Here is a 24,709-nt window from a genome sequence, read left to right on the forward strand (position 1 = left end):
AACCCGCTTTTCTCTTCATGTAATCGCGCCACTATAAGGCAACTGGTCCCCCTTTGTCAACGCCGGGCGGGAACTTTTCCGGGCTCACCAGATCCTTCATCGTCAGTCCCTCGAAGGCCTTCACGACCGCCCGGTCGGCGATCAGCAAAAGCTCGGCCGCCTGCTCCTCACCGGGGATGGGAGCGGATGCTCCATGTCCTCTCAGGCCGAGCACGAGGTCGGCCAGCGGGACCCGGTCGGGCTCCTTGGCCGGGTAGTAGGGGCCGCGGATCCCGCCGGTCTGGACGATGAATCCGGAGTCGACCAGCTGGGAGAGGATGTCGCTCATTACCCGGAGCGGCACCCGCAGTCTCAGCGCCAGTTGCTCGTCGTTCCAGCCGGGTGCGCCGGCCTCGAAGGCCTCGACGATGTGGCGAAGGGCGGCGAGGGCGACCAGTTCGCGCAGCGAGTGGCTGATGGCCTCACCGCGGATGTCGCGGCGGAACGTCCTCCGGTGCTGGTGTGCCGCCACCACCTCCATCCCGAAGAGGACGATGATCCAACTCGTGTAGATCCAGACCATCAGGATGGGGAGCGCGGCCAGGGTGCCGTAGATGGCGTTATAGCGGGCGGCTCCCACCTGGAAATGGATGTAGATCCACTGGGCAAGCTCCCAGAGGGTTCCGGCCAGGACCGCGCCGATCAGGGCCGACATGTAGCGGACGCGGGTGTTGGGGATGAAGAGATAGAGGAGAAAGAAGGCGGCCCAGACCGTCAGGTAGGGAATGAGACTCAAGAGGAAAAGGAAGACGTCTCCCAGGTATGCGTACTCGAAAAACCACCCCATAAGGTGCGGGCTTTGAAGGGTGGTGGCGATACTGGTAGCGGCCAGCAGCAGGATGGGCGCGCTGACCAGCACGCTCAGGTAATCGCTAAACTTCCGGTAGAAAGTGCGGGTCTCCCCTACACCCCAGACCGCGTTGAAGGCGTCCTCGATGCTGGAGAGCATGGAGATCGAGGTGTAGATGAGGGCGGCGACACCGATGGCACCGACCGAGCTCATGTTGGTGTTGCCGATGTAGGTGATGATGCGGGTGACCACCACCTCGGAGCCCGCCGCCATCTGGTTGATGACCCAGGGGGCCAGCTTGTTCTGGGCGCCCAGCCCCTTGAGGACCGAGAAACAGAGGGCGAGCAGCGGCACGAGGGATAATACGGTGGTGAAGGAGAGTGCGGTGGCGCGCAGGAAGGCGTCGTGGCTGAAGAAATTGGTCCCGACGTAGACGAGAAAGTGAAGGAGTTTGATCCCGCGCCCCTTTGCCCCCGGATAGGCTGCTGGGTCGAGCTCCCACAGTCTCTGCATGAACCCCTTGTTAGCGGACGTTCCGTCCATAAATTCCCGATCGAAAAGCTAAGGGCTGGAAAGAAAAAAGCCCACCGGAGTGGGCTTTTCAGGGGACGGGCTCCGTTAGAGCTGCGCCTGCTGTTTTTCCTTTTCCCGGTCCATCGCCTGCTTGCCTGCTTCGATGGCCGAGGTGATGATGCTCTTCTTCTCCAGGACCAGATCCTTGCCGTCCTCGTAGGTGGTACGGATCTTCTCCTGGGCCTCGTTGGCGTACTCCTTGATCTTGTCGACCGCATCGTCGGCCAGATCGCGGATCTTGCCGCGCATCTCCTCGCCGGTCTTGGGCGCGAAGAGCAAAGCGGCTCCGACGCCTACCGCTGCGCCAGCCAGAAACGAAAGAAGCATGGTCCCGGTCCCGATATCCTTATCCTTTGCCATGAAAGTGCCCCCCTATTTTTTTTTAATAAGTCTATCAGCTATGTAGCGGCCCGCAACCTTGGCCCCGGTAATCCAGGCCGAAGAGGTGTTGGTAACCTGGGTGGCGACGCCGATAATCTTGTTGATCATCCGGATGTTGTGGCCGGCGTGCCCCAGCTCTTCCAGCAGAAGGTTCACCCCTTCCGCGTTGGCGGCAGTAGCACTGGTCACCACCTTGACGTCGGAGAGGGTGGAGCGGAGATCGCCGATGAGCGGCTGGAGCTCGGACTGCAGGGTCTCCGATACCGACCGCAAGGTGGCGGCGGTTTTCTTGAGTTCGGCGAGTACGGGGATCAGACAGAGGGCGAGGATCACCAGAGTCAGGGCCGTCACCGCGGAAGTGATCTGGAGCAAAAGCATGCGAGCCTCCCTGGAAGATTCGGAAATGAAAAAACGGGGAGGCCGTCATGCGGCCTCCCCGTCGTTGGCAGGGGTGTTACTTCTTCTTGTGCTTCACGGCCTTGGCAGGAGCCTTCTCAGCCGGGGCAGCCGGAGCAGCCGGGGCAGCGGCGGCCTTCTTCGCCTCGGCGTCCTGGACGAAGTGGTTCAGGTCGTGGGCGATGTTGTGGCAGTCGCCGCACTTGGTGAACTTGGCGTGGATGGCGGCGGCGTGCGGCTTGCCGTGGCACTGGGTGCACTGCGGAACGGTCTTATGCTTGTCCTTGTGGCAGTAAGCGCAGGAGAGCTTGCTGTGCTTGAAGGGGCTGGCGCTCAGCAGGGTGTAGGCGCGCTTGTGGCAGGCGGCGCAGTATTTCGGCGGAATGTCGGACTTGTAGGTCACGTTCTTGGGCTGGTGAGCCTTGTGGCAGGCCGAGCAGTCCTTGGCGGTGATGTCAGCCGAGTGCGAGTTGTGGCACTTGGTGCAAGCCGGCTTGAAGCCGTGAACGTTATGGCAGAAGGAGCAGGCGAGGGCAGTATGCTTGCTCGGGTTCGCCCGCAGCTGCTGGATCTGCTGGGTGTGGCAGGTCAGGCAGGGGTCGGTCACGTTGTTGCCGAACTTGATGATCTTCGGGGTGTGCGGGTTGGTGTGGCAACCAAGGCAGCCCTGGAGCTTGAAGTGCGGCTTGTCGGTGTGGCACATGTTGCACTGCGGGATGGGATGCTTAACCTTGGGGGGATGACCCTGGTGGCAGTCCTGGCAGGTGACCTCGGTCTTGTGCTTGCCGCCGTTGGCTGCGATATCGCGCGGCGGAGCCTCGTGACACTTTACGCAGTCAGCGCTGGTCAGCTTGGCAACCGGCTGTGCGGGGTCAGCGGCCATTGCCGTCCCGACCAGAACGGTCAGTACGAATGCCGGTATAAGGTTGATTAGTCTTGCTACTCTCATTGCCCCCTCCTTGGTTTTAAATAAATCGAGTTTAATTTAATTACGGATTTTAATCACGGATTTATATAACGTCTTTAGGTGCTTGTCAACCATTGCCTGTCGCGGATCGTCGTTATTTTGGGCCCCGGCGGAATTTAGGGGGCTACATCGACTTGTTCCAGGCAAGTTTGCGTTCCAGCAGCCTCGAAAGGGAGGTGAACGCGTAGCAGATCACGAAGTAGACCGCCGCGATGAAGATGAAGATTTCCGTCGGGTAGGCCATGGTCCGGTTGTTGATCTGGGTCGCTACGTGGGTCAGCTCGGAGACCCCCACGATGAAGGCCAGCGAGGTGTCCTTGATCAGCGAGACGAACTGGTTCACGAAGGAGGGGATCATGTTGCGAAGCCCCTGGGGGAGGACGATGTAGAGCATCGCCTGCCACGGCTTGAGCCCCGTGGAGAGGGCAGCCTCGGTCTGCCCCTTGGGGATCCCCTCGATCCCCGCCCTGACGATCTGGGACATGTAGGCGGAGGTGAAGAGGGTGAGCCCCATGATGACGGTCTCGCTTTCCGGGGTGGTCTTCCCGAGGATGAGCGGGAGAAGGAAGTACATCCAGAAGATCACCATCAAAAGCGGGAGCCCGCGGACCGTGTTGATGAACACCATGACCGGGATCCGGATCAGGCGCTGCCGCGAGATGCTCAAAAGCCCGAGGACGAGGCCGCCGAAGAGCGAAAGGACGCAGGAGACCACGGCCAGCCAGATGGTGAGGGCGAATCCACCGAGCGGCCCGTTGGGGTAGCGGCCGATCATGAAGTAGGTGATGTTGTCGGCGATGACGTGAAAATCGAGGAACGGTTCCATCGCTATGCCGCCTTGTGCGGGTTGAGGACCCGCCGGTCATACTGATACACCAGGAAGGTGATGCTGCTGGAGATGACGAGGTAAACGACGGTGGCCGCCCCGAAGGCCTCGAACCCCTTGAAGGTGTAACTTTCCACCTGGCGGGCCTGGTAGGTGAGCTCGGCAACGCCGATGGTCATCGCCAGCGAAGAGTTTTTGGCGAGGTTCAGGAACTGGTTCACCAGGGGGGGCACCGTGATGCGCACCGCCTGGGGAAGAATGATGTACTGCATCGAGCGCAGGTAGGAGAACCCTGCACTGCGGGCGGCTTCCATCTGCTCCTTGGGGATGGAGAGGATGCCGGAGCGGATGTCCTCCGCAATGAAGGCCGAGGTGTAAATGGAGAGCGCGATGACGGCGGCGGCGAATTCGAAGTTGGTGTTGTTCAGCCAGTCGTTGACGGCCTGGGGGAGGATCTTGTAGGAGCCGAAGTACCAGAAGAAGATCTGGACCAGCAGCGGGGTGTTCCTGAAGAACTCCAGGTAGGCCAGTGCGATGTAACGGACCGGCTTCACCTGGCTCATGCGGAGCACGGCCAGCAAGAGCCCCAAAACGAAGGCGAAGACGATGGAGATGGCGGAAAGCTCCAGGGTCACCTTGACGCCGGAGACGAGCCACTCGAAGTATTTACCCGAGGTGATGATCGACCAGTCGAAATGATAATTGAGCATCAACGAGCCTCTATGGTTTATCTACTCATCGGATAACGCATCGGCATCCCCTCCCCCTTCAGGGGAGCGGCAGGTGGCAGCACCCTCTCGCGAGGGTATCCCTGCCCCCCCTCCGGATGGGAAGGGGGGCAAGGCGGACCTTATTTGTCAGCGGTGATTTTGAAGGTGCGCTTGAGCGGGGTGGAGGTCTTCGGACCGAACCAGCGCTCGAAGATCTTCCGGGCTTCGCCGTTTCTCTCCATCTCGAGGAGGGTCTTGTCGACAAACTTCACGAAGTTGGTGTCGCCTTTGCGCATGCCGAGTCCGTAGGGCTCGTTGGAGATCTGGATGTTCGGGATCTCGAACTTGTTCTTGTTGGGAGCCTTGCCGAGGATACCGGCCAAGATGGACTCGTCGGTGGTGACGGCGGCGACCTTACCCTGCTGCAGGGCCAGGAAGGCCTGCGGATAGTCGTCGAAGGAGAGGACGGTGGCGGTCGGGATGGCGGCCTTCACGTTCTGCTCGGAGGTGGAACCCTTGGCGGTGCCGATCTTCTTGCCGGCCAGGTCCTTGAGGCTCCTCACCTTCCCTTTCGGGGTGATGAACTTCTGGCCGGTCAGGAAGTAGGTGTAGGAGAAGTCGATCTGCTTCGCGCGCTCCGGGTTTTTGGTCATGGTGGCGGCGATGATGTCGATGTTGCCTTCCTCGAGCTGCGGCATCCTGCTGGCGGAGGTAACCGGCTTGAGCTCAAGCTTCACGCCGAGTTTCTTCGCGATGTACTTGCAGAAGTCGATGTCGTACCCGACGATCTCGCGGGTCTTCTCGTCGATGTAGCCGAAGGGGGGAAGGGAGTCCTTCACGCCGACCACCAGCACACCTTTCTTTTTCACCTCGGCCAGGGTGTCGCCGGCAGCGAGGGCGCTGTGGGCGAGAGTGCCGACCAGCAGTACAGCGGCAAACAGGGTCATCAGTTTCTTCATCGTGCATCCTCCTTGAGTTAATGGTAGTGCAGCATGAAAAGGTACGACGACTATCCTCCTCCCAGCCGCCCCCGATGAGGGGTGACCGGGAGAAAGGCGATACTCGGAAAACTCCGCCAGCCAAGTTCCCCTCTCTCCAGGGAGTGGACAGGGCGAGGACCGGGCTAATCAATGCATGGGCGAGAGCAGCTGTTTCAGGAACTGCTGCGCCCTTTCGTGCTGGGGATTCTTGAAGAATGCCTCTGGCTCTCTCTCCTCGAGGATGACACCGGCGTCCATGAAGACCACCCGGTCGGAGACCTCGCGGGCAAATCCCATCTCGTGGGTTACCACCACCATGGTCATTCCGCTCTTGGCCAGATCCTGCATGACCGCCAGCACCTCGCCGATCATCTCCGGGTCCAGGGCGGAGGTCGGCTCGTCGAACAGCATGATCCGCGGCTTCATCGCCAGCGCCCGGGCGATGGCGACGCGCTGCTGCTGCCCGCCGGAGAGCTGGGTGGGATAGGCATCCCTCTTCACGGCCAGCCCGACGCGCTCCAGGAGCGCCATGGCCTGCTCCTCGGCCTCCTTTTTGGGAGTCTTCCTGATCTTGATGGGGGCCAGGGTGATGTTGGAAAGCACCGAAAGGTGCGGATAGAGGTTGAACTGCTGGAATACGAAACCGACCTCGGCCCTGAGCTTATTGATGTCGGTCTTCTTGTCGGAGAGATCCATGCCGTCGACGACCAGGCGTCCTTCGTTGATCGGTTCCAGCTGGTTGATAGTCCTGATCAGGGTCGACTTGCCGCTTCCGGAGGGACCGCAGACAACGACGACTTCACCTGGTTTGACATGCAGGTTGATATCGTTAAGCACATGCAGCTTCTTGAACCACTTGTGGACACCCTCGAAGGTAATCATCTGAACTCCCAGAGGCTCTTGGATACAAGGAAAACGGATGGAAATCCGTTGCATCTTAAGTAACAGTTACATGAATTGCAACTCAAAGTTTGGCCGTCCTGAACAAAATTAAAACGGCATTGTCAGAAATCCCGGATCTATATCATACGAGGTGATCGAGATTGTGCAACTGTGTGATTGAACTTATTTTCTGTGCCAGTGCGCTTTCCACTTTGCCACGTGCCCCGGGAGAGAGGACGGGGGTCAGGGAAGCGTTGAAAGCGGCTGGGAAATAATCGGGTTTGCGTGAGCCGGGAAGTCCGCTGAAATTCCCCCTGTCCCTCCTTCGCAACGGGGGGACAGGGAGATGAGCCGCAGGAGGGAGAAGGAGCCGGGAACTTAGATCGATGGGTGTCCGAGGGTGCCGCGGATCGGTATGGAGTAGGCGCCGGGGGAAGTCTGGTACTTGACCAGCAGCAGGAAGACGAACTTCTGACGCTCGAGGAACTCGGGCTTGGGCATCATCTCCAGGGTGAGGTCGAGGGGGGAATTGGCAACCGGGTTGGCAAGGACGCTGGCCCCTTTCAGCCGGACGTAGATGCCGTCCCCTTCCAGGGTGAAGCTCTTGAGGTCGGCCTTCCCCTTGGTGATGGCGAGCGCACCTCGCACCTGGCGGTAGGAGGCGTCGGGAAGTGGCATGGCTCCGATCTTCACCCCGCCCAGCTCGGCCCCCCGCACCTCCAGCTTGATGTCACCCTCCGGGGCGTGGTTCACCATCTTCACCTGGCCGTCCACCTTGAGCTCCCCGCGGACCTTGGCCTCGGCCACCGAGGTGAAGAAGGGGACGTCCTCCAGCCGAATCCCATTCCCTTTCAGGTTCCACCCCTGGGTCCGTCCCGCGGTGGCCTCGCCGGAGAGCTCTCCCCCCGCCCCTACCCCGGCATGGTAGGCGAAAACCGCCTTGCCGGTGAAGAGGGGGAAAATCTCCAGACGGACCCGTGCCCTGCGTAGTTTGAGAAGAGACCCCTTGTCCGAGGAGATCTCGACGTTGTCGGCCTTGACCCCGACCGGGAAGGCCTTGCCGAAGCCGGTGAAGGCGACGGTGTAGCCGGCATTCTCCGCCGCCCGCACGATCACCCCTCTGATGGCGTCGTTGGGGGTGAAGACGAGGGTGAGGAAGAGAAAGGCCAAAAGGCCGGCGGGAATGCCGGCCACGTAGTAGACGAGGCGCTGTTTCATCGAGCGGTCGCGGCCGGAGCCGGCTTGAGCAGGGCAACGGTGAGGGTGACGTCCAGCTTGGAAGGATCGTCGAAACGCTGCTTGACGAGTGCCTTCTTGACGGTGACCGGCCGCGTCCCCTTCTCCAGCCGGAACAAAAGGTTGGCGAGCTCGTTGGCGGTGAGGGCGTCGATCTTGATGTCGGCGGCGTCTTCCTGGTAGCCCGGGATGTCGTCACCCTTGACCGGCTTGACCTGCACGCCGCGCCCCTTGATCCCGATCTCGTCGATGATCTTGGCGGGGGTGTCGTCGAGCTTGGTGGACGCCAGCCGGTTGGCCATCCGCTGGGCCACGGCGTTGGCGCCCTGGTAGCGGATCTTGAGCCGCATCATCTCGCTGACGTCCGCCTCGCGGGCCCGTCTCTTCTTCTCCAGCGCGGAGATCCTGCTGTTGATGGCGGAGAGGGTCACCACGACGATCAGCAAGGCGGCCAGCACGATCCCGAGCCGCTGCCGGGTGCGGACGTCGAGCCGCTGGAAGTTGGCGATCAGTTCCTGGTGGGTCATTTCTGGGCCCCCTTGAGGGTTCCGGTCAGGGTGAAGGTCACGCTCCCGTCGGGACGCGACTTGACCTCCCCGACGTCGAGCGAGGCAAAGAGGGGGGCGGCGCGCCCCTTGAAGGCGTTGACCGCCTCGGCGCTTTTGGCGTCACCCTTCAGGCGGACATCGGTGCCGGTGATCTCCGTCTCGTAGATCCCGCCGATATCGTCGTTCTTGGCCAGGGCGAGGTCCTGGAGGAGCTTCAACACGTTGCTGCTGGTCCTCGTCCCTTCCAGCCGCTTGATCTCGGCACGGACCTCGGAGACTTCGTCCACCGCCTTCTTGCGGGAGGGAAAAACCTCGCGGTAGATCCCGGAGATGGACTTGTCGAGCGAGGCGAGGTCCCTCTTCACGAGGTAAAAGCGGACGCCGCTCTCGACGAGGAAGAGAAGCACCACGGCGGCGGCGAGGAGAACCGTCATGCGCAACTTGCGGTAGAGCTTTTCGTTTCCTGCGGTGTAGGCGAGCGGTCCGCGGCGGAGGTTGATGGCGCTTCCGTCGGCCACCGCGGCAGCCACCGCGTAGGCGCCGGCCAGGTCGTGGGCGGCGTGGGCATCGCCGCCGAAGGACTCGGCAAGCGACGGGGAGGCCTTGGCCAGCGTCTCGCCCTCGGCCGACTGGTTGGAATGGGAGATGACCCGCTCCACCTTCACCTCGCGGGAGAGCTCCAGCGCGGTGAGGGTGCGGTGTACCTCGTCCTCGCCGGAACCCGGGGGGAGCGCCCGGCAAAAGGAGGTGACGCCGTTGGCGTAGACCGCCAGCGCCTCGCCATCGGTCACCGCGACGTCGCCCGTTTCCGGGGCGAGCTTGTTCCAGTGGAAAAGCGAAGCCGTCACCGTCTCCGGCTCGGCCCCCGCCCCCTTCAAAAGCTCGATCCGGGAGGTGAGCTCGTGGAGCCGTCCCCAGATCGCCAGCATTCTGCCGTCGGTGAGCGGGAGGGCGTCGAAGACCACCGCGTCGGTATCGAGCGCGGTCTCCCCCTTGAGCTCCAAGGGGAGCAGCTCGCGGACCTTGGCCCGGTCGGAGATGGGGAGCTGGACTTCCCTCATGAACAGATGGGAAGGGGGAAGCGCCAGGGCGACCCGGTGATCACCCCCGCTGGCGGCTACCGCCTCGGCGAGGATGCGGGCCACCTCTTCGTCACCGGTGACGGCGTGGCGCTCGGCGGAGAGAAACCCGACGCCGCCCCGCTTGGGCCTAAAGCGCGCCAGGATCAATTCATCGGTCTTCAGCTGGACGACCAGGATATCCATCAATACTCTCTCCAATAAACGATGAGGGGCTGCGTGCCACCCATCCTGACTACCGCTTCCGCCACACTCACACTCTCCCCGACCTTACCCTCCGAATGAATCCGGTAGACGGAACCCTGGTAGCAGACCTTGGTTGAGAAGTTCATGGAGATGGACTCGATGCCGGAGATGGCGTTGAGATCGCCTATGGAAGCGATCGGCTTCTTGCTCCGGGCGTCGATGATGCTGTCCACCTTGTCGTCGGTGAGGGAGGTGTCGAGTGCGCAGAGCACCTCTCTCGGCGCGGTGTTGACATTGACCTGGGTGGCGGATTCGGAATCCGACTGGCTGCCGTACACGGTGACGTAAGGCTTCAGCTTGTCCACCAGGGCCGGGGTGTACCCCTTGAGCAGGGCGAGTTCGTCAACGGTTTCGAGCCTTGCGTTCTTCGCCTGGTAGGGGACCTTCAGCGCCCGGTAATAATTGGTCTCGGCTCCGCCGGGGTGAGGGGCGTCGTTCGTGTCTACCCAGTCGAGCAGAGTGTCGATCAGGTCCCCCGCCCCCTGGATCTTCAGTTTGTTGAAAAGGCGCAGCGCCATCTCCGTCTGGTCGTTACGGGTTCCGTTGGGGGTGGTGGCGGTGTTCAGGTTGAACTTGCCGGTCTCTTCCTCGATGGTGAAGGAGACCGTCCCCACCCCGGCGTCGTAGCTCTGCGGCTTGGCCCACGGCTCCAAGAGCGAGGAGTAGGCGCTGTTCTTGCTCCCCTGCCGCAGGAGACTCGACATCTGCAAAAGCTTCATGGCGCCGGTGACCCCGGACTCCGCCAGAAGCGAAGCCTGCTGCGAAGCGGCGAAGTTGTGGCTGTGCGAGGTGTCGACATAGACCTCGTTCATGAATTCCACCAGGAGCGCCACCAGCAGGGCGGTGACGATCAGGGTGATGACCAGGGCGAAGCCGCGCTCGTTTCTCATGGCGCCCCCCGCTTCATCCCCGGCGAGGCGATGGTGGTGAAGGTTCCGCCCCCCTTGGTGGTCACCGTGATCCGCACCGCGTTAGGGATTCCCGGGTTGAAGCCCGGCGCGGAGTCCCACGTCTTAACCCACTTCCCACCGTCGTAGCACTCCACCAGGAAGCTCTCCACCTGATCGATGACCGGGTAGGGATAGCTCTTCACCGTGGTGTCGAAATAGGGGTCGCGCGACTCCCGGACCAGGGTCAGCACCCCATCCTTCTCGCGGACGAAGTAGCTCACCAGGGTCAGCCCGGATCCCGGGGCCGTGTCCACCCGGGGGGGAGCGAAGAAGGTGAAGGCGATGAGCGACGCCGGTTTGCCGAAGACGTCGCGGTCCTCGACCTTGAAAATGGCCTTACTGGCCGTATTGGCCCCCATGGCGGGAAAGTAGGCCGAGGCGATCTCGTTGTGGAGCCGTCCCAAGGTCGAGGAGAGCTCGCGCCGCGCCTCGATCCGGGCGCCGCCGCGCTCGCGGGCCGCGGTCACCGAGAAATAGGTGCCGTAGAGCGCCCCGGTGAGGATGACCATGAGGGCCAGTGCCACCAGCAGCTCTATCAGGGTGAATCCCTTACTGTTGAGCATTCTTGGCTGCATACTGGACCAGGGAAACCTTCTTCTTGCCGTCGTCCCAGCTGACGGTCAAAACGATCCGGTTGAGCCCCGGAAGATCGGGGACCGGGGTGATCTCGCGCCCCCACTTCAGCTCCGGGTGCTCCTTGAAGGTACCCTCGGTGTCCTGGGTTTTGGCGAATTCGGGGTCGTCGAGCTTGGCCCGGCCGGCCAGCACGGCGGTGGTCTCTTCCGCGTCGCTGCTCACCAGCGCGAGGTTGTAGTTGAGGGAGGAGATCACCGTCAGCAGCACACCGGCCGCGATGGCGAGGGCGATCATCACCTCGAGGAGCGTGAAACCTCTCACGAGACCACCTCCCCGTCGAGCGACTTGTATCCTTCCAGCACCTGGACCTTGCCGCCGGAGGGGTAGGCGATCACCGTGTAGTGCTCCTCGCCCCCCTTCAGATGGACGACGATGCAGTCGGAGTAGCCGCCGGGACCGAAGGGAAGGACCACCTCCCCTTCCGAGACCTTGCCGAGCTGGGGGACCAGCACGTCCTCGATGGTGATCCCTTCCTCGATCAGCCGGCGCCCCATGAAGTTATCGTCGGGGGCCCCCTCCTCGCCTCCCGAGCTGAGCTTGGCAATCGAGGTGGTGCTCTCCGAGATGTTCAGGTGCAGCCGGTAGATCCCCTTGGTGACGATGGCCTGATCGTTGAGGAACCGGATGCCGGAGGCTAAGTTGCGGGCGGAGTTCTTCAGCCTGGTCCCCTCGGGCGCCGGCAGACGGGGCACCACCACCGCCGCGGCCAGGGCCACGATGAGAATCACCACGACCATCTCGATCAGGGTGAATCCCGCCTGGTACCTTACCATTGCCCCCCTAGCCCCGATCCTCCTGAGAAGAAAGTCCCCCTTTGGAAAAGGGGGATTTAGGGGGATTTTCTCCAAGCGTCGGCTGCAGCAAATCCCCCCCGCCCCCCCTTTTTCAAAGGGGGGAGAAGAGGGTGAGAAGCTCGAAGCTTGGCGCCGGCGAGATATTGTCATGGCTTTACGTTCCGGATTCAGCTCGTCCGCTCCCCACGCCTTGCGGCACCGGCACTACTTCCCGAGGTTCCAGCTCTCGATGTCGGCGTTTTTGCCATCGCCGCCGCGTACGCCGTCGGCCCCGAAGGAGTAGAGGTCGTAATCGCCGTGCTCGCCCGGGGAGAGGTAGACGTAGTCGGTCCCCCAGGGATCCTTGGGAACGCTCTTGTTCTCGAGGTACCCTTCGTCCTTGTACTTGGTCGGGATCTTGCCGGTAGTCGGCTTGGTGACCAGCGCCTGGAGCCCCTGGTCGGTGGAGGGGTAGAAACCGTTGTCGAGTTTGTACAGCTTCAGCGCGGTCTCGATGTTGCGGATCTGCACCTTGGCGTCGGAGATCTTGGCGTCGTCGCTCCGGCCGATGATTTTCGGCGCGACCACGGCTGCCAGGATGCCGAGGATGACGATGACCACCATGAGTTCGATAAGAGTGAAGCCGCGGCTTTCTTTCAACTTCAACATGTGTACCTCTCCGTGTTGGACTTTTACGCATCAGCCCGTCGGCGACGGGAGTAAATCTTCTGCTATTTCACCAGCTCGTTCATCTCCATGATCGGGAGCAGCACCGCGATGACCATGAAGCCGATGGCGAGCCCCATGCCGAGGATGAGCATCGGTTCGAGGAGGGCCATGGAGCGGGTGACCGAGGCGTTGAACTCGTTCTGGAAGGCGTCGCCGGACTTGATCAGCATCCGGTCCAGCTCGCCGCTCTTCTCGCCGACCGCCGCCATGTGGGTAAGGAGCGGCGGAAAGAGCGGGCTCGCCTTGAGCGCCGCCGAGAGGCTCCCCCCCTGGATCAGCGTCTCGCGCGCCTCGGCCAGGAAGGTCTTGTACTCCCGGTTGACGACCGCCTCCCCGGTGATGTCCATCGCCTTGATGATCGGCACCCCGCTCTGCAAAAGGAGCCCGAGGACCTTGGTGAAACGCGACAGCACGAGCTGCCGCCAGAGCGCCCCCACCAGGGGAACCTTCAAGAGGAGCCGGTCCCGCTTCTTGACCATCTCCTCGTCCTTGGAGATCCGTTTCAGGGCGTAGTAGACGCCGCCCCCCGCCAAAAGGAGCGCCCACCACCCTTTCCTTACCAGGGTGCTGGCCTTGATGAGGACGATGGTGATGAACGGGAGGGTCGCCTTGTTCTGCTGGAATACGGTGACGATCTTGGGGACCACGAAGGCGAGGAGGACCAGCATGACACCGGTCCCCACCACTACCATGATGGCAGGATAGATCAGTGCGGTGATGACCCGGCTTCTGACTGCCGCCTGGTCTTCCTGGAACTCGGCCAGCCGCTCCAGCACCACTTCCAGGGCGCCGGACGCCTCACCGGCCGCCACCATGCCGACATAGCTCTCGGAGAAGACCGCAGGCTCGGCGGAGAGCGACTGGGCGAGCCCCTGACCTTCAGCCAGCCGGTCGCGCACCCGCCCAAGCACCCGCTTGAGCTCCCCCGGCGGCTCCTGTTCCCAGAGGGTCGCTACCGCCTCGTAGACCGGTACCGCGCTCCCCAAGAGAGTGGCGAGCCGGCGGGTGGCCAGCGAGAGGTCGGGGACGCTGACGCGAGACTTTAAAAGCCCCTTCCCGCCGGCCTCGGCGGCCGGGGCGATGTCCTTGGCGTAGAGCCCTTTCTGCTTGAGCTGGACGCGGGCCTCGTTGAGAGTCGGGGCATCGACCACACCGGAGACCTCCGCGCCGGCGGCATTGAAGGCGCTATAGCGAAAGATCGGCATAGTCCTCCTGGGTTACCCTCAGGACCTCCTCGATGGTGGTGATCCCCCGGGCGACCTTTTCCATTCCGTCGTCACGCAAGGTCCGCATCCCCTTGGAAGTGGCGTACTCCTTGATGGCGCCGGACGAAGCCTGGCGGATGATCATCGAGCAGAGCTCGGCGTCGATGGTGAGGAGCTCGTAGATCCCGATCCGCCCCACGGTGCCGAGGTTGAAACACTTCTCGCAGCCGCGCCCGCGGTAGAGGACCGGCGGGAGCTCCACCCCGGGATAACTCGTCTCCGGGACATAGGACTCCTTGCAGTGCGGGCAGATCACCCGGACCAGGCGCTGGGCGAGCACCGCCGAGAGCGAGGAGGCGACCATGAACGGCTCGATCCCCATGTCGATCAGGCGGGTGACCGCGGTGGCGGCGTCGTTGGTGTGCAGGGTGGAGAGCACCAGGTGGCCGGTGAGCGACGCCTGCATGGCGATCTCCGCGGTCTCGGCGTCGCGGATCTCGCCTATCATGACCACGTCCGGGTCCTGGCGCAGGATGGAGCGCAGCCCGGCGGCGAAGGTCAGCTCGATCTTCGGATTGACCTGGATCTGCCCTACCCCTTTCAGCTGGTATTCGATCGGGTCCTCGACGGTGATGATGTTCTTCTCCGGCGAGTTGATCTGGTTGAGCGCCGCGTAGAGGGTGGTGCTCTTACCGGAACCGGTCGGGCCGGTGACCAGGATGATCCCGCTCGTCCGGGAGAGGAGCCTCCCCATCAGGGCGTCGTTACGCCCGGAAAGGCCGATCTCGGTCAGGGAGAGGATCCCCCGCTGCTTGTCCAGAAGCCTCAGCACCACGCGTTCGCCGAAATAGGTCGGGATGAGGGAGACACGGATGTCGACGTCGCGGCCCGCGACCTTGATCTTGATGCGCCCGTCCTGCGGGAGCCTCTTCTCGGCGATGTTGAGCCCGGCCATGATCTTCACACGGGAGGTGAGCGCCTCCTGGATCACCTTGGGGGGCGAAAGCATCTTGTAGAGGAGGCCGTCGATCCGGAAGCGGACCTCGAGATCCCGCTCGAACGGCTCGATGTGGATATCGCTCGCCCGCTCCTTGACCGCCTGGAAGAGGATGGAGTTCAAAAGCCTGATGACCGGCGCCTCGTCGGTCAGCTCCATCAGGTCGCGCGGTTCGTTGAAGGAGGTGGCGACGGCGGAGAGTTCCTCCCCTTCGAGCTCCTCGACCACCTCTTGGGCGGAGGAGCCGGAGAGCCGTGCGTAGAGCCGGTTCACGGCATCGAGGAGCGCCGGGCGCGGGACCACCACCACGGAAACCGGGTGGCCGAAGAGTCCCGCCATCTCGTCAACCGCGAGGAGGTTGGCCGGGTCGGCGCTGGCCGCCACGATGATGCCGTCCTCCAGCCGCAGGGGAAGGAGCAGGTTGTTGCGGGCGAAATTCAGCGGAATCCGGTTAACGAGCCCCGTGTCCACCTTGCTGTCGTCGATCTCCGCCTGGAAGGGAAGCCCCAGCCGGGTCGCCACATTTTCTATGTCCGTCATCAATTCTGGCATGTGGTCCTTAAAGAAACGCCCCTCCCTCCAGGGGAGGGGGAAAGGAGGGTACCTTTATGGGGCCGGCGGCGCCGGCGCCGGCAGCGCCACTGCCGGCGTCGCCTTGATCGCCTCCGGGACGTTCAGCTGCTTCTCGCTCTTTGCCGCGTCGGCGAAGCTGTTTTTCTGGGAGGTCGAGGCGTCGGCCATGTCGCGGGCGTCCTTGATGATCCGCGGGGTGAGCATGATCAACAGGTTGGTCTTCTCGCGCGTAGTGTTCTTGGTCTTGAAGAGCCACCCAAGCCCCGGGATATCGCCCAAGAGCGGGATCTTGCTCTCCGTCACCTGGTCGCGGTCCTGGATCAGCCCGCCGATCACCACGGTGTCCGTGTTCTTCACCACCACCGAGGTCTTGGCGGAGCGCTTGGTGCTCCCGAGGTTAGGGTTGGTGGCGGTGCCGAAGTCCTTGACTGCCGAGATCTCCTGGTAGATGTCGAGCTTGATGTACTCACCCTCGCTGATCTGCGGCTTGATCTTGAGGATGATACCGGTGTCCTTCCGCTCGATCGACTGCTGGGAAAGGCCGGTGGAAGTCAGGTTGGTCCCGGAGAGGAAGGGGACGTTTTCGCCCACGAAGATCTCCGCCTCCTTGTTGTCGCTGGTCATCACGTTCGGGGTGGAAAGGACGTTCAAGGCCCCGTTGGTCTGCAGCGCCTGGAGCACCACCGGGAAGTTGGCGGCGCTCCCCAGGAGGTTCAGGTTACTGACCGAGACCCCGGCGGTGGTCAGTGCCGCGAGGGTGGATCCCAGCCCGGCAAAGGTGTTGAAGGGGTCGAAGCTCGCCGCGGTGGAAACCGAACCGTTGGAGGCGGCACCCAAAAAGCCCCACTGGACGCCGAGGGCCTTGGCCTTGTTGATGGAGACCTCGGCTATCATGGCCTGCACGAAAACCTGGCGGCTTCTGCGGTCGAGCTTCTGGATCACCTGCACGAGGTTCTGGTAGTCGGTGGGCGAGGCCACGACAACCAGCGAGTTGGTGGCCTTGTCCGGAGTGATGCTCAGCTTGTCGAAGACGGCTGCCTGCGGTGCGGCAGCGGCGCCCGGAGTGGCCGGGGCGGCGGTTGCCGCCGTACCCTTCACCACCCCCTCGAGCACCTTGGCGACCTCGGCGGCCTCGGCATTCTCCAGGTAGTAGACGTTCACCTTGCTGCTGGTGGTGGGCGGGACCACGTCGACCAGGGAGACCAGGTTCCTCACGTCCCGCTTGTCCTTTTCCGAGCCGAAGACGATGAGTGCATTCAGGCGGGTGTCGGCCACCACGCTGGTGGTGCCGGAGCTCGCTGCCGGAGCTCCCCCCGCACCTGCCGCGGCCGCCTGCTTGCCGCTGCGCCCCCCCAGCCAGTCCTTCACCACGTTGAGGACGCTGTCCACGGAGGCGTTTTTGAGAAAGACCAGCTCTGGCTTTTCGCGCACCTGGTCGGTGTCGACGTACTTGAGGATCCCCATGATCTTCTGGGCGTTAAGGGCCGAGTCGATCAACAGGAGCATGTTGCTGCCGAAGGCGGTGATCTGCCCGTCACGGGAGATGAGCGGCTGCAGGACGCTCACCGCATCCTGGGGAGCGATGTGCTGCAGCGGGAGGACCCGCGCCTGGTAGGTATCGTTCACCACCGACCGCTCGCCGTCCACCAGCACCCTCATCCCGGACTGCTTGGCCGCCGCCGTGGGGACGATCTTCATCACCTTCCCCGCCGGTACCACCGTGAACCCCTTGAGCTCCAGCACCGAGGTGAAGACGTTGTAGGCGTCCTCGTTGGAGAGCTTGGTCGGCGAGAAGATGGAGATCTTCCCCTTGACCCGGTCGTCCATCACGAAGTTCTTCCCGGTCAGGTCGCTGATGAATTTCACCATGGTGGCGATGTCCACGTCCGTAAAGTTCAGCACCACCCCCTTGGCCAGAGCCAGGTTCGGGGCGGCCAGCAGGAACATCAGCATGGCAATGGTACGTGCGAATCGACTTTTCAAGTCATCTCTCCTGTCAATGTTCAAAGAGAATGCATTCTCTATCGAATGTCATAGGTGAAGGTGGTGGGCTGTCCGTCGCGGACGAGGTCCAGCTTGATGCGGCTTTGCCCCTTGAGCGAGGCGAAGGACTGGATCGCCTTCTCCGGGGAATCGATCGGGAAGTCGTTGATCTTCATCAGCACGTCGCCGTTTCTGATGCCGATGGTGCCGAAGATCCCCTGGGGCTTCACCTCCGAGGCGCGGAACCCCTCGACCTTGCCGTCCTTCATGCTGGGAAGGAGCCGGGCGTCGGTCATCGCCTGCCCGATGTTGTCGAGGGCGGCGTTCAGGGCCCGCTGGTCTACCACGTAATTCCCGGACCCGGTGGCGGCCGCCAGACCTCCGGCCGCCGACTGGGCGGGGGCCGCCGCGGGAGTGGATGCCGCCGCCGCGGCCGCGGTCGGCGTCAGGATCTTGACACGCTTTCCTCCCACCAGGATCTCCGCCACGTCCTTCCTGACCGCCACCAGCGGCCCCGCCGAAAAGACGATGTCTCCCAGCCGGAAGACCCGCTCCTCGTGGGTGGTCCCCTTGGCGACCAAAGCGAAGCTTTCCCGGAAGGAACCGACCGCGGTCCCGAGCAGGGTCAGGTCGCCGGCCGAGGGGGCCGGAGCCGCCGCAGCCGCCGCACCGGGAGCGCCGGCCGGAGCCTGGCTGATCGGGGTCAGCTTGCCCTGGGTGGCCTTCCCGAAAAGCCCTTTTTCCAGGATGGCCGAGAAGCTCTGCAGATCCTCGGAAGCCGGAGACTGAGTCGATTGCTGGGCGGCGGGTCGGGCGGTTCGCGGATAAAGAGAGGAAATCTTGAAACTGACCAGGTCGGCGGCGATAAGCGCCATGGCTGCGATAGCCAGCACGGCCAGCAGAACGTTGAGGGGAAGAATCCACCGCGGCATGAAGGGCCCTTTGATTTCCTAGCGTTAGAACTGTCTGAATATATTAGATGGACCCGCGTTATGCAACTCAAAAAAGGGAACGCTATAATGAGTCGGCCGGCCTTCGGGACTTATGAGCCGACCCCGTTTACAGCAAGTGGCGTGCCACTTCAGGAGCTGGGCGGACGAACGGGTACTTCATTGTAGCTAAACGGCTCCCTCATTGCAATGGCGCTCCCATGAAGACCTTCGAGCCGCCGTTTTCATAAGGCCTCCGCCGCCCCCTGCTGCGCACATTTTTTTGACTCGTCAGCAGATTGACGCCGATATCGCCCCGTCCTCCGTTTAAAAAGGAATGTCCCCTCCCCCGGCGGCCTCACCTCCCCCGGCGGATAACAGGTCCCCCCCTTTGACAAAGGGGGGACAGGGGGGATTTCAGCCGTAGTAGCCCCCGCCGAGAATCTTGAAGGCGAACAGGTGCTGTGCTAGACTCAGCCGCCGTTCCGAACTCCAGGAGCCAGACCATGCCCCCAATCGCCATACTCGCCTCGACCATCATGGAGCTCTCCCAGCTCGTCAAGGCCGCCTCGGCCGTCCCCGTCGAGCTTGGCCACCTGGAAGCCTACCGGGGGAGCGTGGCCGGGCGGGAGGTCCTCTGCGCCGTCACCGGCATCGGCAAGGCCAACGCGGCCTCCGCCACCACCGTCCTGCTGGAGCGCAAGGAGATCGAACTGCTGGTCAACATCGGCTGCGGCGGTGCCTTCCCCGGCCAAGGGCTCTCCGTCGGGGGGCTCGCCATCGCCACCTCGGAATGCTTCGCCGACGAGGGGGTGTTGACCCCGCAGGGATGGCACGGACTGGATCTGATCGGCATCCCCCTCTTCGAGCACGGCGGCCGGCCGGTCTTCAACGCCGTGGAGCTTCCCGGGGAGCTCGCCTCCTTCTCGCTGCAACTCGCCCGCCGCCTGGGGGTGAGCGCCCAGCAGGGACCGTTTCTCACCGTCTCCACCTGCTCCGGCACCTCCGCCCGCGCCGCCGAACTCCTCGCCCACTTCCCCGCCCTGTGCGAAAACATGGAGGGGGCCGCCGTCGCACAGATGGCGCTGCTCTACGGGGTCCCATTCCTGGAGGTCCGCGGCATCAGCAACCTCGTGGAAGACCGCGACCTCTCCCGCTGGGACCTCAAAGGCGCCGTCACCGCCGCCCAAAGCTTCGTGCTCGAACTGCTCCAGTCCCCCCTCCCCCTGCCCCACCGCTAACCGTTCTCCGGGCGAAACGCTGGGGTCTTTCCCCTACTCTCACACCCCCGTGGAGTGAAAGCCCCAAGCTAAGAAAAAAGTTTATTTATTCTCATTTCCATTTCGTGCTATAGATAGACGAACATGGCAGAACAGGCCTAAAATGATCCACAACCGGCTCTGTTAGGACAGTGCCAGTATCGGAAACAGGCACGGGCAAGCGAACCGGCCCCAATCACTAAATTACCACTCCTCAATGAGCAACACCCAACCACACTGAGAGTACGAAGTCGAAACCGTTAATGATTCAGGCAGGATAATGACAATAGCAACTTCGAATTTGACTGAGACCGGCGGATCCACCAAGAGACTCACCCTGGGGTTCTCCCCCTGCCCCAACGACACCTTTATTTTCCATGCCATGGTTCATGGCCTCACTCCCTGCGGGGGGCTCGGGTTTACCGAGCGGCTCGAGGACGTCGAGACCCTGAACCAGCTTGCGCTCGGCAGTGTCCTGGACGTCTCCAAGATCTCCTATCATCTGCTCGGCCACATCCTCAAGGATTACCAGCTCTTGCGCAGCGGCGGCGCACTCGGCCGGGGATGTGGTCCCCTGCTGGTGGCCCGTGAACCGCTGGATCCCGCGAGGCTGGCGGGGAAGAGGATCGCCCTTCCCGGCCGCTACACCACCGCCGCTCTTCTTTTGCGGCTCTTCGCCCCCCAACTGACCGATTTCGTTTACCTCCCCTTTGACCGGATCATGACAGCGGTGGCGGACGGATCGCTGGACGCCGGGGTGATCATTCACGAGTCCCGCTTCACCTACCCCTCCCATGGGCTGGTCAAGGTCCAGGACCTCGGCGAATGGTGGGAGAAAGAGACCGGGCACCCGATACCACTCGGGGGGATCGCCGCCAAGCGGTCGCTGGGAAGGGAGACCCTGCTGGCCCTGGAAGACGGCATCGCCCGCAGCGTGGGGCACGCCTTCGCCAACCCCGGCTCGGCCAGGGGGTACATCCGCGCCCACTCCCAGGAGATGAGCGATGAAGTCTGCGACGCCCACATCGGGCTCTACGTGAACGATTTCACCCGCGCCCTCGGGAACGAGGGGGAGGCCGCCGTCCGTTACCTGCTCGACCGTGCCGCGCGGGAAGGGATCCTCCCCGCGCCGCCGGAAGGGCTCTTCGCCGAGCGGTAGCCGCCGGGGCGAAAAGCCCCGAGGTCCCACTATTCACTCAAGTTTTCGCCGTCGCCGCCGAAGTGTCTCGGAGGTGGCGGCACGGTCACCCACGGAGGATAAGGATGTCACATTGGTTTCCAAATAAGCGGCTGTGCCTGGTCATATTGGGCGCCTTCGTGCTTTTTTGGCTGACCGACGCCACGATCGATGCCGTGACCTTCGGCCACGAGTCGTTCTGGATCGCGCTACGCACCGCCGAGCCCCGCGAACTCTACATGCGGACCACCATGGCCGCGATGCTGTCGATCCTTTTTGCCGCCTACCAGTACTTCAGAGACCGCAAGCGCCAGGACGAACTGGCCCTCAAACATTCCGACGAACTCTCCCGCCTCTTCATCGAGTCCACCAAGGATGCCATCCTCGTCATCAACCCTCGCGGGCTGCAGGTAACCTCGCTGAACGAGGTTTTCCTGACCCGCTACGGGCTCACCCGGAAAACGGCCACCGGCAAGGAGATGCCGTGGCTGATCGAGCAGGGGTACCTCCCCGAGGAATTCCTCGCCATGATCACCGAGGCGGCCGCCACCGGCTCCTCGCTGACCCGGGAGATCACCTATCTCCGGGCGGGGGGTGACCGCCATTACGAGGAGGTCCAGACCCATCCCATCGGCGACCTCGAGCAGGGCATCGACCGCATCTGTCAGGTCTCGCGCGACGTCACCGTGCGCCGCACCTCGGAGTCGCTGCTCAGGGAATCGGAGGCGCGGTACCGGGCGATCTTCGAGAACACCGGCACCGCCCTGGCCATCGTGCTCCCCGACGGGACGCTGCGGATGGTCAACCGCGAGTTCGAGGCGATGACCGGCTTCTCGAGGAACGAGCTCGAGGCGAAGAAGCGCTGGACCGAATTCCTGGCACCGGGGCAGGAGGAGATCATCCACCAGCAGTACGGTGGACTGTCGCACGGAGACGACGCCGGGCAGCTTTTCGAGATCTGCCTGGTCAACGGCTTCGGAACGGTAAGAACCATGACCGGGAGTTGGGCTCCCATCGCGGGAACCGAGGAGGCAGTCCTTTCCCTGGTGGACATCACCTCCCAAAAGCACATCGAGAAGGAACTGAGGGAGAGCCAGGCTACCCTGGCCCTGGCCCAGCGGATCTCCCGCCTCGGCAACTGGGAATGGGATGTCACCACCGACACCATCACCTGGTCGGAGGAGATGTTCCACATGTTCGACGTCGAGCCGGGCACCTTCAAGCCGAGCTTCGACTATTTCATCGGGGTCGTCCATCCCGACGACCGCGACACCGTGGTACGGGCGGTCAACGAGGCGCTCTACAACCGCAAACCGTACCATTTGGATTACCGCCTGGTCCTCCCCGGCGGAGTGATCAGGACCCATTCGGCCCGCGGCGAGGTCAGCTACGACGCCCAGGGGAACCCGCTGCGGATGGTCGGCACCAACCAGGACGTCACCTGGAGGATGGAGGCGGAGCAGGCGCTCAGGGTCTCCGAGGAAAAATTCTCCAAGGCCTTCCGGGCCAGCCCCGACTCGATCGTCATCACCCGCGCCGAGGACGGGATGTACATCGACGTCAACGAGGCCTTCCAGGAGATCACCGGCTACACCCGCGACGAGGTGATCGGCAAGACCTCCATGGAGCTCGAGCTCTGGGCCGAGCCCGAGGCGCGCATGGTCATGCTGAGGCTTTTGAACCAGTTCGGCCACGTCCGCAACCTCGACGTGAAGTTCCGGGTCAAGTCCGGGGAGATCCGCGAGCTGCTCTGGTCGGCGGAGGTGATCGAGTACCGGAACGAGGCCTGCCTGATCGCCATCTCCCGCGACGTCACCGATCAGCGGCACCTGGAGAAGGAGCTTTTGGAAAGCGACGCGCGCCTCTTCATGAAGCACGAGGAACTGAAGAACCTCTTCCACCAGATGGAGGGCATCCGTCGCGAGTGGGAAGAGATCATGGACAGCATCAGCGATATGTTCATCCTCGCCGACCACTTCGGAAAGATCCGCCGCTTCAACCGCGCGTTGGAGGATTTCACCCGGCTTGCCCATCGCGACCTAGTCGGCCGGGACTGGCTGGAGCTCCTCGAGGAGCACGGACTGAAGGCCCACCTGCAGGCCCCTGGCGTGGAACTGCCCCACGAGGGAAGCGGCAAGCGCTTCGTGCTCAACCGCTACCCGCTGCCGACCCCGGAGATCGACGGCTCGGTGCGCGAGGTCATCATCATCAACGACACCTCCCGCATCCGGCTGCGCCACACCCCCACCCATCTCCGCCTCGCCACACCGCGCCAAGACCCTCATTAGAAGTCGGCAAATCAAGCACTTAGCCGACCGCGGCCTCATTGAAACTTGACTTACCCCCTGTCTCATGATATATGAGAACCTCGCCCAACAAAGGAGGTGCGCATGGCATCACCCGAGCGGAGCGGCAGGCTGGTGCTGGTTTTGGCACTCTGTCTGATGCTCCTCCCGATCCACACGCTTCCCCTGCTGGCTGCTGAAACCGGAGTAGAAAGCAAAGTAACGCAGGCAACACCCGCAGAAGAACCGCAGAAAAAGTCGTTGGTCAAGAGGCTGGTCGGTATAGCTACCTACTACGCCAAGAAATTCCAGGGACGCCGGACCACGTCGGGGGAACGATATCACCCCGAGAAGCTCACCGCGGCTCACCAGAGCCTCCCCCTGGGGACCAAAGTCCGGGTCAAGAACCTGGACAACGACAAAGAAGTTACGGTTGTAGTGAATGACCGTTGCCGCAAGAGAAACTCCCCGTTCATTGATTTGTCACGGGCTGCGGCAAAGAAGCTGGGATTCTTCGGATCGGGAAAGGCCAACGTGGCCATCATCCCGCTGAAGGAAGAAGGATCCTGACAATTTCAACAATATGGGCGAAGAAGTAGAAAAAAGACCGGGCATCCTCCCGGTCTTTTTTTGTCCCTCGCCCTCTCTCGCCCTCTCTCGCCCTCTCTCGCCCTCTCTCGCCCTCTCTCGCCCTGTCGTCCCTGTCGTCCCTGTCGTCCCTGTCGTCCCTGTCGTCCCTCTGGTCCCTTCGGGTGTAGACTGAAGGTACCTCCCCCTGCGGCACAAATGAAAGGAGGAATACCGACCGTTGCCGAGGCGGAGCCAAAGCCGCGGTCAAGGAGGTAACTACATGGAACGGACCGAGAAGAGACACTCCATCGTACGGCTTGTCCTGGAACTGGTCGAGCAATCGATCGTGCTCGTCTTCCTGGAACTGAAGCTCGGGGTGATGGAGATCAGACGCAACGTCGATTCTGCCAAAACAGGAGTCGCCATTGTTGCCCTGGGGGGCGCCCTGCTCCTCTTCTCCCTGGTCGCCGGGACCGCCACGGCCATCGCCGCCTTGGCGCTCGTACTTCCCGTCTGGCTCTCCGCCCTCATCGTCACCGCTCTTTACGTCTTCGCCGGAGCCGCGCTGCTCTTCACCGGGATCGGGAAACTCAGACACTTCACCCTCCTGCCAAAGGACACCATCGAACGAGCAGAGACTATCGGCAGGAAGCTGAAAAAGCACACCGAGCAGCGTCAAATAGAGGCGGCCGAGGCCCGTGGCGCAGCCGTCAGGGAAGCGGCCAGGGACGCCGGAAAAACGGAGGAACGAAAAGCAGTCAATAAGGCATGGGACGGCAAGGAGCGTAGGAAAAAACCTCGGGGAACCATCCGCGACCGCAAATTAGCCGGGGTCAGGGAACGGGAAGAGAAACAGCGGGCCCGGCAAGAGAGCAAGCTCAAAATCTACGGCGGCCCCCGTGCGGGCGCTTAGATGATAATAGCGGGCGATCCGCGCCAGCGAAACGTTGCCTGAGCGACCATTACATGGTATTAATTCCCGAGGAATTG

General features: G+C 62.7%; 25 protein-coding genes. 5 read left to right on the top strand and 20 right to left on the bottom strand.

What is annotated here, in order from left to right; all coding sequences use genetic code 11:
* Window positions 1-31: 31 nt before the first annotated feature.
* The 20 genes from L4X63_RS00755 to gspC all read right to left on the bottom strand — a co-directional run bounded on the left by L4X63_RS00755 (window position 32) and on the right by gspC (window position 18,431).
* Entirely contained in the window at window positions 32-1,342 is a 1,311-nt protein-coding gene (locus L4X63_RS00755; RefSeq protein ID WP_250676680.1) for a YhjD/YihY/BrkB family envelope integrity protein, read from the bottom strand.
* A 105-nt stretch (window positions 1,343-1,447) separates the two neighbouring features.
* Complete coding sequence (locus L4X63_RS00760) at window positions 1,448-1,762, bottom strand: YtxH domain-containing protein (RefSeq protein ID WP_250676681.1); 315 nt, start codon at window positions 1,760-1,762, stop codon at window positions 1,448-1,450.
* Window positions 1,763-1,774: 12 nt separating this feature from the next.
* Window positions 1,775-2,161: a DUF948 domain-containing protein gene (locus tag L4X63_RS00765; RefSeq protein WP_250676682.1), complete on the bottom strand. Its 387-nt coding sequence runs from the start codon at window positions 2,159-2,161 to the stop codon at window positions 1,775-1,777.
* A 76-nt stretch (window positions 2,162-2,237) separates the two neighbouring features.
* On the bottom strand, window positions 2,238-3,128 hold the full coding sequence (locus tag L4X63_RS00770; protein WP_250676683.1) for a cytochrome C: 891 nt from the start codon (window positions 3,126-3,128) through the stop codon (window positions 2,238-2,240).
* 142 nt (window positions 3,129-3,270) lie between these two features.
* Entirely contained in the window at window positions 3,271-3,972 is a 702-nt protein-coding gene (locus L4X63_RS00775; RefSeq protein ID WP_250676684.1) for an amino acid ABC transporter permease, read from the bottom strand.
* 2 nt (window positions 3,973-3,974) lie between these two features.
* Window positions 3,975-4,682 (bottom strand): amino acid ABC transporter permease, encoded by a 708-nt coding sequence (locus L4X63_RS00780; protein ID WP_250676685.1) that lies wholly within the window; start codon window positions 4,680-4,682, stop codon window positions 3,975-3,977.
* A 140-nt stretch (window positions 4,683-4,822) separates the two neighbouring features.
* On the bottom strand, window positions 4,823-5,641 hold the full coding sequence (locus L4X63_RS00785; protein ID WP_250676686.1) for an ABC transporter substrate-binding protein: 819 nt from the start codon (window positions 5,639-5,641) through the stop codon (window positions 4,823-4,825).
* A 168-nt stretch (window positions 5,642-5,809) separates the two neighbouring features.
* Window positions 5,810-6,544, bottom strand: a complete 735-nt coding sequence (locus L4X63_RS00790; protein ID WP_250676687.1) for an amino acid ABC transporter ATP-binding protein — start codon at window positions 6,542-6,544, stop codon at window positions 5,810-5,812.
* 378 nt (window positions 6,545-6,922) lie between these two features.
* Window positions 6,923-7,762: a type II secretion system protein GspN gene (gene gspN, locus L4X63_RS00795; protein WP_250676688.1), complete on the bottom strand. Its 840-nt coding sequence runs from the start codon at window positions 7,760-7,762 to the stop codon at window positions 6,923-6,925.
* The gene (locus L4X63_RS00800) at window positions 7,759-8,307 is read right to left on the bottom strand and encodes a general secretion pathway protein GspM (protein ID WP_250676689.1); all 549 of its coding nucleotides are present in this window, start codon (window positions 8,305-8,307) and stop codon (window positions 7,759-7,761) included. Before L4X63_RS00800 ends, gspN begins: the two co-directional genes overlap by 4 nt.
* Complete coding sequence (gspL, locus tag L4X63_RS00805; protein ID WP_250676690.1) at window positions 8,304-9,593, bottom strand: type II secretion system protein GspL; 1,290 nt, start codon at window positions 9,591-9,593, stop codon at window positions 8,304-8,306. Before gspL ends, L4X63_RS00800 begins: the two co-directional genes overlap by 4 nt.
* Window positions 9,593-10,543, bottom strand: a complete 951-nt coding sequence (gspK, locus tag L4X63_RS00810; protein ID WP_250676691.1) for a type II secretion system minor pseudopilin GspK — start codon at window positions 10,541-10,543, stop codon at window positions 9,593-9,595. Before gspK ends, gspL begins: the two co-directional genes overlap by 1 nt.
* The gene (locus tag L4X63_RS00815) at window positions 10,540-11,178 is read right to left on the bottom strand and encodes a type II secretion system protein GspJ (protein WP_250676692.1); all 639 of its coding nucleotides are present in this window, start codon (window positions 11,176-11,178) and stop codon (window positions 10,540-10,542) included. Before L4X63_RS00815 ends, gspK begins: the two co-directional genes overlap by 4 nt.
* Entirely contained in the window at window positions 11,153-11,500 is a 348-nt protein-coding gene (locus L4X63_RS00820; protein ID WP_250676693.1) for a type IV pilus modification PilV family protein, read from the bottom strand. Before L4X63_RS00820 ends, L4X63_RS00815 begins: the two co-directional genes overlap by 26 nt.
* On the bottom strand, window positions 11,497-12,012 hold the full coding sequence (locus L4X63_RS00825; protein WP_250676694.1) for a prepilin-type N-terminal cleavage/methylation domain-containing protein: 516 nt from the start codon (window positions 12,010-12,012) through the stop codon (window positions 11,497-11,499). Before L4X63_RS00825 ends, L4X63_RS00820 begins: the two co-directional genes overlap by 4 nt.
* 225 nt (window positions 12,013-12,237) lie before the next feature.
* Window positions 12,238-12,681, bottom strand: coding sequence for a type II secretion system major pseudopilin GspG (gene gspG, locus L4X63_RS00830; RefSeq protein WP_250676695.1), 444 nt, complete (start codon window positions 12,679-12,681; stop codon window positions 12,238-12,240).
* A gap of 62 nt (window positions 12,682-12,743) precedes the next feature.
* On the bottom strand, window positions 12,744-13,946 hold the full coding sequence (gene gspF, locus L4X63_RS00835) for a type II secretion system inner membrane protein GspF (RefSeq protein WP_250676696.1): 1,203 nt from the start codon (window positions 13,944-13,946) through the stop codon (window positions 12,744-12,746).
* Window positions 13,927-15,483: a type II secretion system ATPase GspE gene (gene gspE / locus L4X63_RS00840; protein ID WP_502799889.1), complete on the bottom strand. Its 1,557-nt coding sequence runs from the start codon at window positions 15,481-15,483 to the stop codon at window positions 13,927-13,929. Before gspE ends, gspF begins: the two co-directional genes overlap by 20 nt.
* A 66-nt stretch (window positions 15,484-15,549) precedes the next feature.
* Window positions 15,550-17,499: a type II secretion system secretin GspD gene (gspD, locus tag L4X63_RS00845; protein ID WP_502799890.1), complete on the bottom strand. Its 1,950-nt coding sequence runs from the start codon at window positions 17,497-17,499 to the stop codon at window positions 15,550-15,552.
* A 38-nt stretch (window positions 17,500-17,537) separates the two neighbouring features.
* A complete protein-coding gene (gene gspC / locus L4X63_RS00850) occupies window positions 17,538-18,431 on the bottom strand; it encodes a type II secretion system protein GspC (protein WP_250676698.1) in 894 nt (297 codons plus the stop codon).
* A gap of 503 nt (window positions 18,432-18,934) precedes the next feature.
* Between gspC and mqnB the strand changes: the two genes are divergently transcribed.
* The 5 genes from mqnB (at window position 18,935) to L4X63_RS00875 (ending at window position 24,632) form a co-directional block, all read left to right on the top strand.
* Entirely contained in the window at window positions 18,935-19,669 is a 735-nt protein-coding gene (gene mqnB / locus L4X63_RS00855; protein WP_250676699.1) for a futalosine hydrolase, read from the top strand.
* A 319-nt stretch (window positions 19,670-19,988) separates the two neighbouring features.
* Window positions 19,989-20,846, top strand: a complete 858-nt coding sequence (locus L4X63_RS00860) for a 1,4-dihydroxy-6-naphtoate synthase (RefSeq protein ID WP_284694433.1) — start codon at window positions 19,989-19,991, stop codon at window positions 20,844-20,846.
* Between the two features lie 104 nt (window positions 20,847-20,950).
* Window positions 20,951-23,152: a PAS domain S-box protein gene (locus L4X63_RS00865; protein ID WP_250676700.1), complete on the top strand. Its 2,202-nt coding sequence runs from the start codon at window positions 20,951-20,953 to the stop codon at window positions 23,150-23,152.
* Window positions 23,153-23,254: 102 nt separating this feature from the next.
* Window positions 23,255-23,719 (top strand): septal ring lytic transglycosylase RlpA family protein, encoded by a 465-nt coding sequence (locus L4X63_RS00870; RefSeq protein ID WP_250676701.1) that lies wholly within the window; start codon window positions 23,255-23,257, stop codon window positions 23,717-23,719.
* Window positions 23,720-23,999: 280 nt separating this feature from the next.
* Window positions 24,000-24,632: a phage holin family protein gene (locus L4X63_RS00875; RefSeq protein WP_250676702.1), complete on the top strand. Its 633-nt coding sequence runs from the start codon at window positions 24,000-24,002 to the stop codon at window positions 24,630-24,632.
* The last annotated feature ends 77 nt before the right edge of the window (window positions 24,633-24,709 follow it).

It is taken from the genome of Geomonas sp. Red32 (assembly GCF_023652955.1).
Classification (GTDB): domain Bacteria; phylum Desulfobacterota; class Desulfuromonadia; order Geobacterales; family Geobacteraceae; genus Geomonas.

What these genes read in the sequence shown, in the direction of transcription:
- L4X63_RS00865 (WP_250676700.1), top strand. Translation starts at nt 20,951, where the DNA reads ATGTCACATTGGTTTCCAAATAAGCGGCTGTGCCTGGTCATATTGGGC.
- L4X63_RS00800 (WP_250676689.1), bottom strand. Translation starts at nt 8,307, where the DNA reads ATGACCCACCAGGAACTGATCGCCAACTTCCAGCGGCTCGACGTCCGC.
- L4X63_RS00765 (WP_250676682.1), bottom strand. Translation starts at nt 2,161, where the DNA reads ATGCTTTTGCTCCAGATCACTTCCGCGGTGACGGCCCTGACTCTGGTG.
- L4X63_RS00815 (WP_250676692.1), bottom strand. Translation starts at nt 11,178, where the DNA reads ATGCAGCCAAGAATGCTCAACAGTAAGGGATTCACCCTGATAGAGCTG.
- gspG (WP_250676695.1), bottom strand. Translation starts at nt 12,681, where the DNA reads ATGTTGAAGTTGAAAGAAAGCCGCGGCTTCACTCTTATCGAACTCATG.
- gspL (WP_250676690.1), bottom strand. Translation starts at nt 9,593, where the DNA reads ATGGATATCCTGGTCGTCCAGCTGAAGACCGATGAATTGATCCTGGCG.
- L4X63_RS00870 (WP_250676701.1), top strand. Translation starts at nt 23,255, where the DNA reads ATGGCATCACCCGAGCGGAGCGGCAGGCTGGTGCTGGTTTTGGCACTC.
- L4X63_RS00875 (WP_250676702.1), top strand. Translation starts at nt 24,000, where the DNA reads ATGGAACGGACCGAGAAGAGACACTCCATCGTACGGCTTGTCCTGGAA.
- L4X63_RS00770 (WP_250676683.1), bottom strand. Translation starts at nt 3,128, where the DNA reads ATGAGAGTAGCAAGACTAATCAACCTTATACCGGCATTCGTACTGACC.
- L4X63_RS00775 (WP_250676684.1), bottom strand. Translation starts at nt 3,972, where the DNA reads ATGGAACCGTTCCTCGATTTTCACGTCATCGCCGACAACATCACCTAC.
- gspN (WP_250676688.1), bottom strand. Translation starts at nt 7,762, where the DNA reads ATGAAACAGCGCCTCGTCTACTACGTGGCCGGCATTCCCGCCGGCCTT.
- mqnB (WP_250676699.1), top strand. Translation starts at nt 18,935, where the DNA reads ATGCCCCCAATCGCCATACTCGCCTCGACCATCATGGAGCTCTCCCAG.
- L4X63_RS00755 (WP_250676680.1), bottom strand. Translation starts at nt 1,342, where the DNA reads ATGCAGAGACTGTGGGAGCTCGACCCAGCAGCCTATCCGGGGGCAAAG.
- L4X63_RS00780 (WP_250676685.1), bottom strand. Translation starts at nt 4,682, where the DNA reads ATGCTCAATTATCATTTCGACTGGTCGATCATCACCTCGGGTAAATAC.
- gspE (WP_502799889.1), bottom strand. Translation starts at nt 15,483, where the DNA reads ATGACGGACATAGAAAATGTGGCGACCCGGCTGGGGCTTCCCTTCCAG.
- gspC (WP_250676698.1), bottom strand. Translation starts at nt 18,431, where the DNA reads ATGCCGCGGTGGATTCTTCCCCTCAACGTTCTGCTGGCCGTGCTGGCT.
- gspK (WP_250676691.1), bottom strand. Translation starts at nt 10,543, where the DNA reads ATGAGAAACGAGCGCGGCTTCGCCCTGGTCATCACCCTGATCGTCACC.
- L4X63_RS00825 (WP_250676694.1), bottom strand. Translation starts at nt 12,012, where the DNA reads ATGGTAAGGTACCAGGCGGGATTCACCCTGATCGAGATGGTCGTGGTG.
- gspF (WP_250676696.1), bottom strand. Translation starts at nt 13,946, where the DNA reads ATGCCGATCTTTCGCTATAGCGCCTTCAATGCCGCCGGCGCGGAGGTC.
- L4X63_RS00785 (WP_250676686.1), bottom strand. Translation starts at nt 5,641, where the DNA reads ATGAAGAAACTGATGACCCTGTTTGCCGCTGTACTGCTGGTCGGCACT.
- L4X63_RS00790 (WP_250676687.1), bottom strand. Translation starts at nt 6,544, where the DNA reads ATGATTACCTTCGAGGGTGTCCACAAGTGGTTCAAGAAGCTGCATGTG.
- L4X63_RS00760 (WP_250676681.1), bottom strand. Translation starts at nt 1,762, where the DNA reads ATGGCAAAGGATAAGGATATCGGGACCGGGACCATGCTTCTTTCGTTT.